Source organism: Kocuria flava (genome assembly GCF_001482365.1).
Classification (GTDB): Bacteria; Actinomycetota; Actinomycetes; order Actinomycetales; family Micrococcaceae; genus Kocuria; species Kocuria flava.
This window is the reverse complement of the sequence record NZ_CP013254.1, coordinates 3,276,466-3,288,977: the sequence shown is the minus strand read 5'-3', so window position 1 is coordinate 3,288,977 and position 12,512 is coordinate 3,276,466. Positions and strand designations below refer to the sequence as shown.

Genomic DNA, 12,512 nt, shown 5'->3' with positions numbered 1-12,512 from the left:
CGGGTCGGGTCGGGTGGGCTCGTGCGGGCGGCGGCGCCCTGCAGGTCAGTCGGGGAGGCGGGTCCCGGAGGTGGTGTCGAAGAGGTGGACGTGCTCCAGATCGGGGGCCACCCAGACCGTGGACCCGGCCTGCGGCGGGGTGCGGCCCTCCACGCGCACGACGAACTCGTGGGTGGTCGGGTCGTCGGCGGCGCCTGTGGTGGCGTCGACGGGCACCACGGTGTTCGCCGCGGTGACCGGGGCGAGGTGGCCGTAGACGAAGGCGTCGGCGCCGAGCTCCTCGACGACGTCGGCCACGATCGGCAGCCCGGTGCCCTCGCCGGCCGGGGCGAGGTCCTCGGGGCGGATCCCGACCGTGACCTGGGGCCCCCGCAGGGCGGAGCGCTGGGCGGGGCTCAGCGGGACCCGCACCGTGCCCAGCTGGGCCCCGGCCTCGGTGACGGGCACGCGGAAGAGGTTCATCGCCGGGGAGCCGATGAACCCGGCCACGAACTCCGTGGCCGGGCGGTCGTAGAGCGCCCGGGGGGTGTCGACCTGCATGAGCACCCCGTCCTTGAGGACCGCGACCCGGTCGCCCATGGTCATCGCCTCGACCTGGTCGTGGGTGACGTAGACGGTGGTCACTCCCAGCCGGCGGGTCAGGGAGGCGATCTGGGTGCGGGTCTGCACCCGCAGCTTCGCGTCGAGGTTGGACAGCGGCTCGTCCATCAGGAACACCTGGGGGGAGCGCACGATGGCCCGGCCCATGGCCACCCGCTGGCGCTGCCCGCCGGAGAGGGCCTTGGGCTTGCGGTCGAGGTAGTCGGTCAGGTCCAGGATCTTGGCCGCCTCCTCCACCCTCGCCCGGCGCTCGGCCGCGGGGACCTTGGCGATCTTCAGGGCGAAGCCCATGTTCTCGGCCACGCTCATGTGGGGGTAGAGGGCGTAGTTCTGGAAGACCATGGCGATGTCGCGGTCCCGGGAGGGGACGTCGGTGACGTCGCGGTCGCCGATGAAGATCTGCCCGTCGGTGACCTCCTCCAGCCCGGCCAGCATCCGCAGGGTGGTGGACTTCCCGCACCCGGACGGGCCGACGAGCACGAGGAACTCCCCGTCGGCGACCTCGAGGTTCAGCTCGGTGACCGAGGGGCGCTCGGCCCCGGGGTACTGGCAGGTGACGTTGGCGTAGCGCACGGCGGACATGGTGGGTGTTTCCTCTCGGGCTGGCTGCAGGTGGTGGCGGTGGGCCGGCACCGGGGAGGGTGCCGGGGCCCGGGACGTGCCCCGGGTCCGGTGCGGGGTCAGGAGCCCTCGGTCTCGTCGGTCTCGAAGAGGACGTTGATGGCGTCGTTGATCCCGGTGAGGGTCGAGGCCGGTACCCGGTTGGCGTAGATGTCCTCCAGGGCCGGGGTCATCAGGGCCGAGACGTCCGCGCCGAACTTGGTGACGGGGAAGTAGACGGTACTGCCCTCCTCGACCGGGGCGATGAACGGTTCGGGGTCGATGCCCATCTGCCGGTAGGCGTCGGCGGCGATGGGGGTGGCGTCCTGGCGGGCGGGGAAGACCACGCCGGCGCGGGCGACCTCCTGCTGGCACTGCGCGGAGCCCAGGAAGGCCGCCCACTGGGCTGCGCCCTCGGGGTTGTCGGTGTCCTTGACGATGGAGTCGGCCAGGCCGTTCATCATGGACGTCGAGGTGCCGTCGGGACCCACCGGGGTGCGGGCGGTGCCCACGGAGATGTCGTCCATGGCGGCGTAGGTGCTGATCATCCAGGCCCCGTCCAGGACCATGGCCGCTGATCCCGAGGCCAGCTGGGCGTTGACGCCCTCGGCGGCGTTGAACTGTCCGTAGGCGGGCATGTAGCCCTTGTCGGTGAGCCCGAAGTACCAGTCGAGGGTCTCGTGCAGGGCGGGGTCGTCGACGTTGTAGTGGTCACCCCACAGCGGCTCGTCGGTGACCCGCCAGCCGTTGGAGGCGGCGAAGGCCGACCACTGTCCCTGCCCGGCGGTGCTCCCGCCGGCCTCGGAGATGCCGAGGCCGTAGACGGCGACGTGGTCCTTGTCGAAACCGGGTTCGTCGCCGCGCACGCCGTTCTCGTCGATGGTCAGGTGGGCGACGAGGTCTTCGAAGCTGCCGCCGTCCTCGGGGTTCCAGCGCCAGCCCTCGAGGTCCTCGGGTGAGAGGCCGGCCTCGGCCACCAGCTCCTCGTTGTAGAGCACCGCGACGGTGTCCCAGTCCTTGGGCACGCCGTACTGGTGCCCGTCCGGGCCGGTCCACAGATCCACCAGGCCGTCCTGGTAGTCCGCGGGCTCCAGCGCCGCGGTGGCGGGGTGCTCCTCCAGGGGTGCGAGGACCTCGAGCTCGGCGAACTGGGGGTACTTGGAGACGTGGTTGGTGAACACGTCCGGGCCGGTTCCGGCGATGAACCCGGCGGTGAGCTTGGTCCAGTAGTCGCCCCACCCGATCTGGGTGATCCGCACGTCCTGGTCGGGGTGCTCGGCCTCGAACATCTCGGCGCACTTCTGGTAGGCGGGCAGCTGGTTGGTGTCCCACATCCAGTAGTCGACGACCCCGGTGGCCGCGGCTTCGGCGCCGGCGTCGCTCGCGCAGCCGGTGAGGACCAGCAGCGGGACGGTGGAGGCGGCCAGGGCCAGGCGTGCCCGGGCACCGGTGGTGGGCCGGTGGCGGCGGTCTCGTGCGGGGGTGGGTGTCATGGTGCGCTCCTACTTGATGCCGCTGAAGCCGATGGAGTTGACGACGCGCTTGGCGAAGACTGCGAAGAGCAGCATCATCGGCAGCGCGGCGATGAGGGTGGCGGCCATCAGGCCGGCCCAGTCGGTGCCGGTCTGCGGCGACTGGGCCCGGAAGACGCCCAGGGCGACCGTGAGAACCCGCGAGGCGTCCGTGTAGGAGACCATCAGCGGCCAGAAGTAGTCGTTCCACGCCGTCATGTAGGTGAGGATGCCCAGGGTGGCCATCGGGGCCGCCGACATCGGCAGGATCACCCGGAAGAACACGCCGACCTTGGAGACCCCGTCCAGCAGGGCGGCCTCCTCGATCTCGGCCGGGACGTTCATGAAGAACTGGCGCAGGAAGAAGACCGCGAACGGGGTCATGAACATCGTCGGCAGGGCGATGCCGAGCATGGTGTCCACGAGTCCGAGCTCCTTGATGAGCACGAAGTTGGGCAGCAGGGTGAAGATGGTGGGCACCATCAGCCCGGCCAGGAACAGCGCGAACACCTTGTCCCGGCCGGGCCACGTCAGCCGGGAGAAGGCGTAGGCGGCCATGGCCGAGAACAGCAGCTGGCCGGCGGTGATGAGCGTGGCCACCACCACGGAGTTGAGCAGGTAGCGCCAGAAGTTCAGGGCCGTGCCGGAGCCTCCTTCGGCCAGGGCGTCCTCGGTGGACTGCATCCCGAGGACCCGCTCGAAGGCGCCCCAGGTGAACTCCGGGGGAAGCCAGGAGGTGGGCTCGGCCTGCAGCCCGGGGTTGGTGGACAGCGCGGTGCGCAGCATCCAGTAGAACGGGAACAGCGTCACCAGCACGACGGCGAGCAGGAAGGCCCAGGCGAGGATCCTGCCGGGGGTGATCCGCCGGCGGGAGGCGCCCGGGCGGGCGGGGCCGGTGTCCCGCGGGTCCGCGGCCACCGGGGCTGCGGCACCGGCGGGGCTGGGGGCGGCGCTTCCGGGCTGGGCGGGAGCGGGTGTCGGGTTCATCGGAGCTCCTCGGGCTCAGGCCAGGTCCGTGGACCCGGCGCGGGTCAGGCGGAACTGGAGGAAGGTGATGACGGCCAGGACCACGAGCAGGGCGACGGACATCGCCGAGGCGTAGCCGAACTGGAAGCGCCCGAAGGCCATGTCGTAGATGTAGAGCTGGAGGACGTTGGTGGCGTTGGCCGGACCGCCGGCGGTGGTCACGGCGACGGTGTCGAAGACCTGGAAGGACCCGATCACGGTCATGATCAGCACCAGCGCCAGGATCGGGCGCAGCAGGGGCAGGGTGATGGTGAAGAAGGTGCGGACCTCGCTCGCCCCGTCGATGCGCGCGGCCTCGTAGACGGACTGCGGCAGCGTCTGCAGGCCGGCGAAGATCAGCAGCGCGGTGTAGCCCATGTGCCGCCAGACGTTGATGAGCGCGATCGTGGGGACGGCCCAGGTCTCGTCGGAGAGGAAGCCGATCCGGTCCAGCCCGATCCAGGAGATGACCTGGTTGGCCACCCCGAACTGGGTGTCGAGGATCCACAGCCACACGATCGCGGCGACCACGTTGGAGACCAGGTACGGGGCCAGCACGACCCCGCGCAGGAAGGTCGACTGGGTCAGGTGGTGCATCATCAGCGCGATGAGCAGGGCCAGGGCTGTCTGGATGCCGATGTTGAGCAGGACGTACTGGACCGTGACCAGCAGGGAGTCCCAGAAGATGGGGTCCTGCACCAGGCGCCGGTAGTTGGCCAGGCCGACGAACTCGGAGGGGGTGAGCAGGTTGAAGCTGGTGAAGCTCAGCCAGATCCCGCGCAGGGTGGGCCAGGCGAGGAAGACGAGGAAGCCCAGGGCCGCCGGGGCGATGAACAGCATCGCGGTCCGGGTGTCCTGCCGGCCGGTGCGACGCGGTCGCCGGGCGGGTCCGGAGCCGGTGGACGTCTCCCGCCCGTGGGGGAGGGTGCTGGTCGACATGGGATGACCTCAATCCTGGGGCGCGAGCTGGGTGGTGTCCTGGGCTTCGAGCCGCAGGATGCGCAGCGTGTCCGGGGCCAGCCACGGCGCGTGGACGCCCACGGTCTGCAGGGCCCGGCCGGACAGGACCACGCCCTCGTCCCCGGGCCACCACGGCGGGCGGCGGAATCCGTGCGGGGCGGCCCCGGGGGTCACGTCGCGCACCCGGTAGCGGCGTTTCGGGTCCAGGCCGCGCAGGCGGAACCGGCCCACCGGCTCGACGTCGGGCAGGGCGGCGCCGACGACGGCGAAGAGGGCCTCGGAGCGGTCGGTGCTGACCACGCCGTGGATCTGCAGGGCCGGGTCGAAGGCGTCCAGGCGGACCAGGCGGCCCGTGTGGAGCAGCCGGCGGTGGTCCTTGTGGAAGGTCACCCACTCGGCGAGCTCGGCCGTCTCCTGCTCGGTGGCTTCGGTGAGGTCCCACTCGATGCCCAGGTGGCCCCACACGGCGGTGCCGGCGCGGAAGTGCAGGGTGTGCATCCGCCCGGTGGTGTGCGAGGCGCCGGAGGCGATGTGGGAGCCCATCAGCTCGGGAGTGATCAGCTGCTGGGTCCAGCGGTGCATCTGCTGGCGCTCGAAGGGGTCGATGTCGTCGGAGGTCCACACCCGGTCGGTGTGCTCCAGGACTCCGAGGTCCACGCGGGCCCCGCCGGAGGAGCAGGACTCGATCTCCAGGTCCGGGAACCGCTCCTTGAGCTCGGCCATCAGCCGGTAGGTGGCCAGGGTCTGGGCGTGCACCCCGGGGCGGCCGTCGGGGTGGGAGCCGGCCTCGAGCAGGTCGCGGTTGTGGTCCCACTTGATGTAGGCGATCGGGTGCTGCTCCAGCAGCGCCACCATCTGGTCGCGCACGTGCGCGTAGGCCTCCGGGATGCCCAGGTTGAGCACCTGCTGGCGGCGGGACTCGATCGGCAGGCGGCCGCCCGGGCCCATGATCCACTCGGGGTGGGCGCGGGCCACGTCGGAGTCGGGGTTGACCATCTCGGGCTCGAACCACAGCCCGAACTCCATGCCGAGGTCGTTGACGTGGTCGATCAGCGGGGACAGGCCCTCCGGCCACACCTCGGGGGAGACCACCCAGTCGCCCAGGCCGGCGGTGTCGTCGCGGCGGGCGCCGAACCACCCGTCGTCGAGGACGTAGCGCTCCACGCCGGCGGCGGCCGCCTCGTCGGCCAGGGCGATCAGCTTCTCCAGGCGGTGGTCGAAGTAGACGGCCTCCCACACGTTCAGCGTCACCGGGCGGGGGCGTGCCGGGTGCTGGGGACGGGCCCGCAGCCAGTCGTGGAACCGGCCGGCCTGCTCGTCGAGTCCTCGCCCGTAGGCGCCGTACAGCCACGGGGTGGAGTAGCTCTCGCCCTGCCCGAGCGAGACCTCGCCCGGCAGCAGCAGCTCGGAGCCGCCCACGACCTGCTGGCCGTCGTAGAGCCGCTCCGCCCAGGTGCGGTGGTTGCCGGAGAAACCGGTGTGCAGGCCCCAGACCTCGCCGGCGGCGAAGCCGAAGCCCGGTGCGCCCACGGACAGGACGTGGGCGGCGTCGGCGCCGGTGCGTCCCTTGCGGCCCTCCCGCAGGTGCGTGCCCACGGTGAGCTCCCGGCGTTGCGGGGTCCGTTCCTTGCCCCAGTGCCCGGCGAAGTCCAGGATCTCCCGGGCATGGGTGGGCAGCGGGAGGATCAGGCCCAGCTCCTGCACCCGGTAGGACCCGGCGGCGGTGTTCGTCAGCGTGGCGCGGGCCCGCAGCAGGCCCGAGGACGTGAGCTCCAGCTCGATCGCCACGCGCAGACCCGCGCCGGTGTCCTCCGCCGCCGCGTGCAGGCGGGCCGCGCCGGCGCTCACCAGGGCGCCGTCGGTGCGGACCTCCTGGGCGTCCAGCGCCTCCAGGCGGGCCTGCGTCACCCGCAGGAACGGGGTCCACGCGGTGCCGTCCCGGTCCCCGGCGAGTCCCGGCCGCCCGCTCCATCCGGTGTGCTGACTGCCCAGCACGTCGGGACGCATCGGGAGGTCCTGCCCGTTGGCCGTGCGGTGGGCCACCGCTGCCTCCACCAGCACGGCGGCCTCGGCTGCGTCGAGACCGGGCAGCGCCGCACCCCAGTGCACCACCGAGGGCAGCAGGGACTCGGAGAGGTCGACCAGCAACGACACGCCTCCGGCGCTCAGGTGCACGCGGCACGGTCCGGTCGGGTCGAGGACGATCGTCGGCTCGAGGGTCACAGCAGTCACGTCGGCTCCTAGGCGGTCATCGGGAGGGGGCGATCCGGGCACTCGATCCGGCTCGGCGGTCGATGTGTTGCATGTCATACTAGAAGCGACAGAAGAGAACATCAACCCTGTTGAAAATAACACCGACATGTTCGTATTGTGGTCCCAGTCACTCCCCAGTGGCCGCAGAGGCCTGTCATCGAGTCAGGAGAGCCGAATGTCCGAGATGATGCCCGACCGCCGGCGCCGCGAGATCCTCGACCGTGTCCGGGCGGCCGGCGCGGTGCGGGTGGCCGACCTGGCCCAGGAGCTGCAGGTCTCGGACATGACCGTGCGGCGGGACCTGGACCGGCTGGCCCGGGACGGGGAGCTGCAGAAGGTGCACGGTGGAGCCAGACTTCCTCCCGGCTCCTCGTCGGCCGAGCCGGGGTTCGCGCACAAGTCGGAGCTGCAGCTGCCGGAGAAGGCGGCGATCGCCGCCGCCGCAGAAGCCATGGTGGAGCCGGGGATGTCGGTGTCGCTGAACTCGGGGACCACGACGTTCGCGCTGGCCCGGGCCCTGCGCGGGGTCCCGGGGATCACCGTCGTCACCAACTCCCCGCGCATCGCCGACGTGCTCCAGGACGCCCCCGCCCCGGGGCAGACCGTGGTGCTCCTCGGCGGGGTGCGCACGCCCTCCGACGCCCTGGTGGGCCCGCTGGCCACCGCCGCCCTGCGCACCCTGCACGTGGACCTGTGCTTCCTGGGCGTGCACGGGATCAGCGAACGGGACGGGCTGACCACCCCGAACATGATGGAGGCCGAGGTCAACCGCCTCTTCCTGGAGCGTTGCGACCGCAGCGTGGTGCTGGCCGACTCCACCAAGTGGGGCCTGGCCGGCCTCTACCGCATCGCCGGACTGGACGAGATCGACACCGTCGTGACCGATGACGGGCTCGACGGCACGGCCCGCGACGCCTTGAGCCAATGCATCTCCGATCTGCGACTGGAGCCCGTCCGATGACCCCTCCCGCCCCCGCCGAACGCGTGACCACGCCCGTGCCCGCGCACCGCACCCACCACCTGGCCGACGGGCGGGAGGCCGTGTTCTTCTCCGACCGCGGTGCCGCGCCGGTCGAGCGGGTGAGCGATCCGCGCCCCCTCGATCCCCGCTCGGGGCACGGGGAGGTGCGCTTCGACCGCCTCACGGGGGAGTGGGTGGCCGTGGCCGCCCACCGCCAGACCCGCACCTACCTGCCCCCGGCCGACCAGTGCCCGCTGTGCCCGTCCGCGGGCGGCCGGGAGTCCGAGATCCCCGCCGAGGACTTCGACGTCGTCGTCTTCGAGAACCGCTTCCCCTCCCTGGGCCCCGAGCTCGGGGAGCTCCCGGCACCCGGACCGGCGGCGGAGCGGAGGCTGTGGGGCGCACCGTCCCCCGCGTACGGGCGCTGCGAGGTGGTGGTGTTCACCCCCGAGCACCGCGGCTCCTTCGCCTCTCTGCCCCTCGAGCGGGCCCGCACCGTGGTGGAGGCCTGGGCCCAGCGCACCGAGGCCCTGTCCGCGATGGCGGGGATCCGCCACGTGTTCCCCTTCGAGAACCGCGGGGAGCAGATCGGGGTGACGCTGCACCACCCGCACGGGCAGATCTACGCCTACCCCTACCCGGCCCCGCACGCCGCCCGGCTCGCGGCCCGCTCGAGAGCGCACCTGCAGGAGACGGGACGGGCCCTGATGGGCGAGGTCCTCGCCGACGAGACCGCCGCCGGGGACCGCATGGTGCTGGCGGGCGAGCACTTCTCCGCCTACGTCCCCTACGCCGCGCGCTGGCCCCTGGAGGTCCACCTGGTCCCGCACCGCCAGGTCCCGGACCTGGCGGGGCTCACCGGGGCCGAGCGGGACGAGCTGGCGGTGCTCCACCGCGATCTGGTGCAGCGGGTGGACCGGCTCTACACCACCCCCACCCCCTACATCGCCGCCTGGCACCAGACCCCGGTCACGGCCGCCGACCGGGAGGCGGGCTGGCTGCACCTGCAGCTGACCAGTCCCCGCCGGTCGGAGGACAAGCTGAAGTTCCTGGCCGGCTCCGAGGCCGCCATGGGCGCGTTCGTCAACGACGTGCCCGCCGAGCAGACCGCCGCACGCCTGAGGGAGGCCGCACGATGAGCGCGCAGGACCAGCGGGAGCACGACCGGGCCGGGGCGCTCGCGGCCCGCTTCGCCGAGGTCTTCGGGCACGCCCCGGACGGCGTGTGGCGGGCCCCGGGCCGGGTGAACCTCATCGGGGAGCACACCGACTACAACGACGGGCTCGTGCTGCCCTTCGCGATCGACCGCTCGGCCCTCGTGGCCGTCCGGCTGCGCCGCGGCGGCGGCCCGGAGGGCGACGTCGTCGACCTGGCCTCCACCTGGGCCCCCGCGGGGGAGGAGCTCTCCCGGGTCCGCTTCCGCGCCGGCGGCCTGGCCCCCGGCGCCGTGCCGGGCTGGGGGGCGTACCCGGCCGGGGTCGTGCACGTGCTCGCGGGTTCCGGCGGCGTCGAGGTCCCCGGCTTCGAGCTGCTGCTCGACTCGACCGTGCCGGTCGGCGCGGGCCTGTCCTCGTCCCACGCGGTCGAGGTCGCCACGGTCGTGGCCCTGGACGAGCTGCTGGGCCTGGGCCTGGACCGGCCCGCCATGGCCCGGCTGACCCAGCGGGCCGAGAACGAGTTCGTGGGCGCGCCCACGGGCATCATGGACCAGTCCGCCTCCCTGCTGGGCCGGGCCGGGGCCGCACTGTTCCTCGACTGCAGCGACCTCGCCGCCGAGTCCGTGCCCCTGCCCCTGGCCGAGCAGGGCCTGGCCGTGGTCGTGGTCGACACGAAGGTCGCCCACTCCCACGCCGACGGCGGCTACGCCGCCCGCCGCGCCGCCTGCGAGCGCGGGGCCGCCGCCCTCGGGGCGGGCTCCCTGCGGGAGGTCCCCGACGACGCCGACCTGGGGGTCCTCGACCCGGAGACCGCCCGGCGGGTGCGCCACGTGCGCACCGAGAACCGCCGCGTGCTCGCGGCGGTCGCCCGGCTGCGCGCCGGGGACGTGCGGTCCGTGGGCGAGCTGCTCACCGCCTCCCACGCCTCCCTGCGCGACGACTACGAGGTCTCCTGCCCCGAGCTCGACCTCGCCGTGGACACCGCCCTGGCGGCCGGGGCCCTGGGGGCGCGGATGACCGGCGGCGGCTTCGGCGGCTCGGCGATCGCCCTGGTCCCGGCGGAGCGGGCCGGGGCGGTCGCCGCCGCGGTGGAGCGCGCCTTCGCCGCGGCCGGCCTGCGCCGCCCGGCCGCGTTCACCGTGGTCCCCGGGGACGGCGCCGGCCGGGTGCGCTGACCGGGTGCGCACCGGCACGGGGCGGACGGGGCGCGCCCGGTCAGCGGGCCGGCCGGTCGGGGAGGGGAGCGCCCGGCCGGTCGCGCCGGGCGGGACCGGGGTGCGCCGGGGGCGCGGTGCGCCGCCGCGCGGGCGGCGGTCACGAAACCCCGCGCACCCGGGCCCGCCCGGGCCCCCCGTGCCAGAATGACGCCATGAGCAACCCCATGAACATCTCCGGGCACAACCCCGAGAAGGCGCAGCGGGCCGGACGCCCGCCCGTCACGGAGCTGACCCAGGAGCAGTGCTGGGACCACCTCGCGAGCGCGCGCTTCGGGCGGATCGCCACGATGGACGGGGACGAGATCGAGATCACCCCGATCAACCTCGTGGCCGACGACGGGCGGATCTACTTCCGCACCGCCCCCGGCACCAAGCTGCTCCACCTGCTGCTGCACGACCGCGTGGCCGTGCAGGTCGACCACGCCCAGGGCGGGGAGGCGTGGTCGGTGATCGTGCGCGGCACCGCCCGGCTGCTCACCGACCCGGAGGAGACCCGCCGCGTGGACGAGCTGCCGCTGCGGCCGTGGCTGGACACCGTGAAGCTCGAGTACGTCGAGGTCGTGCCCACGAAGGTCACCGGCCGGCTCTTCCGCCTCGGCCACTGACCGTGCCGGCCTTCGCCCGCGTCCCCGGCGTCCCCGCCTCCGACGACGCCGCCCTGCTCGCCCGGCTGGCCGCCGCCCTGCGGCGCAGCGGCTTCACCCACGACGGGGTGGCCCGGCTGCTCGGCCCCGGCGCCACGTCCGCCCTCGAGCGCGACCAGGCCGTGCCCGCGCTGCGCGTGCTCGAGCCCGTGCTCGCCGACGAGGCGGCGCCGGGGCGCGGCCTGGCCGCCGTCGTCGTCCTCTTCCTCCTCGGGCGCACCGCGCCCGCCGCCGCCCTGGCGCAGGCCCTGGCCCCGCTGGGCCCGGCCGAGCTCGTGGGGCTGGGGCTGGCCGAGACCGTGCCCGGCGGGCTGCGCGCCCTCGTGGACCTGCGCCCGCACGCCGCCGACGACGGCACGGAGCTGTGGGTCGCCAGCGACCTCGGCGCCTCCCAGCGCCCCGGCGTGCTGCGCCGCGATCACGTGCTCGGCATCGGCCAGGCCTCCCTGACCCTCGCCCAGACCACCGACCGGCGGGCCGTGGACCGCGCCCTGGACCTCGGCACCGGCTGCGGCATCCAGACCTTCCACCTGCTCGCCCACGCCCGCCACGTCACCGCCACGGACGTCTCCGACCGGGCCCTGGGCTTCACCCGCTTCAACCTCGTGCTCAACGCCGCGGCCCTGGACCTGGACCCGGAGCGGCTCGAGGACCGGGTGGACCTGTGCCGGGGCTCGCTGCTCGAGCCCGTGGCCGGGGAGCGCTTCGACCTGGTCGTCTCCAACCCCCCGTTCGTCATCACCCCTCGCCGGCCCGGCGAGACCGCGGAGCAGCGCTGGACCTACCGCGACGGCGGCCTGCCCGGGGACCGCCTCGTCGCCGACCTCGTGGGCGCGCTGCCGCAGGTGATGGCCCCCGGGGCCACCGCCCACCTGCTGGGCAACTGGGAGGTGCCCCGCTCCGGGGACGGCACGCCCGCCGCCGACCGGTGGGCCGAGCGGCCCGCGGCCTGGGTGGCCCCGGGCACGGACGCGTGGGTGATCCAGCGCGAGCTCGTCTCCCCCGAGGAGTACGCCGAGACCTGGCTGCGCGACGCCGCCGAGTCCCGCGACCCGGAGGGCTACGAGCGGGCCTACCGCGACTACCTCGACGACTTCGCCGCACGCGGGGTCGAGGCCGTCGGCTTCGGCATGGTCCGGCTGCGCCGCCCCGGGCCGGAGCGTCCCGCGGGGGAGGGCCGGCGCCGCTTCGAGCACCTCCCGCACCCCGTCCAGCAGCCCCTGGCCCCCGTGCTCGCCGCCGCCGAGCGGCGCGCCGACTGGCTCGAGGACCGCGCCGGGGACTGGACCGGCGCGCACCTCGTGGTCCCCGAGGACGTCACCGAGGAGCGCCACCAGCGCCCCGGCGCCGAGCACCCCGGGGTGATCCTCCTGCGGCAGGGGGCCGGGCTGCGCCGCACGGTCGTGCTCACGAGCGAGGCCGCCGGCCTCGTGGGCGCCTGCGACGGCGAGCTGAGCACCGCGCAGGTCCTCGCCGCGCTCGCGGGCCTGCTGGGCTGGACCGGCGACGAGGCGCAGCGGCTCACGGAGGAGGTCCGCGCCCTCGTGCGCGACGGCTTCCTGGTCCCGGCGCAGGACGGGACCGCCGGCTGAGCGCGGCCCGTG

10 protein-coding genes are annotated in these 12,512 nt (G+C 74.0%); 5 read left to right on the top strand and 5 right to left on the bottom strand.

Going from position 1 to position 12,512, the window contains the following annotated elements; genetic code table 11:
• Positions 1–45 precede the first annotated feature (45 nt).
• The 5 genes from AS188_RS14700 to AS188_RS14680 form a co-directional block, all read right to left on the bottom strand.
• Positions 46–1,182 carry an ABC transporter ATP-binding protein gene (locus AS188_RS14700; RefSeq protein WP_058859466.1) on the bottom strand — a complete coding sequence of 379 codons (1,137 nt, stop codon included), beginning with the start codon at positions 1,180–1,182 and terminating at the stop codon, positions 46–48.
• A 98-nt stretch (positions 1,183–1,280) separates the two neighbouring features.
• A complete protein-coding gene (locus AS188_RS14695; protein WP_083529487.1) occupies positions 1,281–2,693 on the bottom strand; it encodes an ABC transporter substrate-binding protein in 1,413 nt (470 codons plus the stop codon).
• A 9-nt stretch (positions 2,694–2,702) separates the two neighbouring features.
• Positions 2,703–3,698, bottom strand: a complete 996-nt coding sequence (locus tag AS188_RS14690; RefSeq protein WP_083529486.1) for a carbohydrate ABC transporter permease — start codon at positions 3,696–3,698, stop codon at positions 2,703–2,705.
• A 15-nt stretch (positions 3,699–3,713) separates the two neighbouring features.
• Positions 3,714–4,655, bottom strand: a complete 942-nt coding sequence (locus tag AS188_RS14685) for a carbohydrate ABC transporter permease (RefSeq protein ID WP_058859465.1) — start codon at positions 4,653–4,655, stop codon at positions 3,714–3,716.
• A 9-nt stretch (positions 4,656–4,664) separates the two neighbouring features.
• On the bottom strand, positions 4,665–6,908 hold the full coding sequence (locus AS188_RS14680; RefSeq protein ID WP_236945000.1) for an alpha-galactosidase: 2,244 nt from the start codon (positions 6,906–6,908) through the stop codon (positions 4,665–4,667).
• Between the two features lie 196 nt (positions 6,909–7,104).
• On the opposite strand from AS188_RS14680, the gene AS188_RS14675 reads away from it, so the two are divergent.
• The 5 genes from AS188_RS14675 to AS188_RS14655 all read left to right on the top strand — a co-directional run bounded on the left by AS188_RS14675 (position 7,105) and on the right by AS188_RS14655 (position 12,500).
• Positions 7,105–7,890, top strand: coding sequence for a DeoR/GlpR family DNA-binding transcription regulator (locus tag AS188_RS14675; RefSeq protein ID WP_186815327.1), 786 nt, complete (start codon positions 7,105–7,107; stop codon positions 7,888–7,890).
• Positions 7,887–9,029 carry a galactose-1-phosphate uridylyltransferase gene (gene galT, locus AS188_RS14670; protein ID WP_058859464.1) on the top strand — a complete coding sequence of 381 codons (1,143 nt, stop codon included), beginning with the start codon at positions 7,887–7,889 and terminating at the stop codon, positions 9,027–9,029. The genes AS188_RS14675 and galT overlap by 4 nt, the downstream gene beginning before the upstream one ends.
• Entirely contained in the window at positions 9,026–10,222 is a 1,197-nt protein-coding gene (galK, locus tag AS188_RS14665; protein WP_058859463.1) for a galactokinase, read from the top strand. Before galT ends, galK begins: the two co-directional genes overlap by 4 nt.
• A 194-nt stretch (positions 10,223–10,416) precedes the next feature.
• Positions 10,417–10,869 carry a pyridoxamine 5'-phosphate oxidase family protein gene (locus tag AS188_RS14660; RefSeq protein ID WP_230781260.1) on the top strand — a complete coding sequence of 151 codons (453 nt, stop codon included), beginning with the start codon at positions 10,417–10,419 and terminating at the stop codon, positions 10,867–10,869.
• Between the two features lie 2 nt (positions 10,870–10,871).
• On the top strand, positions 10,872–12,500 hold the full coding sequence (locus AS188_RS14655; protein WP_236944999.1) for a DUF7059 domain-containing protein: 1,629 nt from the start codon (positions 10,872–10,874) through the stop codon (positions 12,498–12,500).
• Positions 12,501–12,512 lie beyond the last annotated feature (12 nt).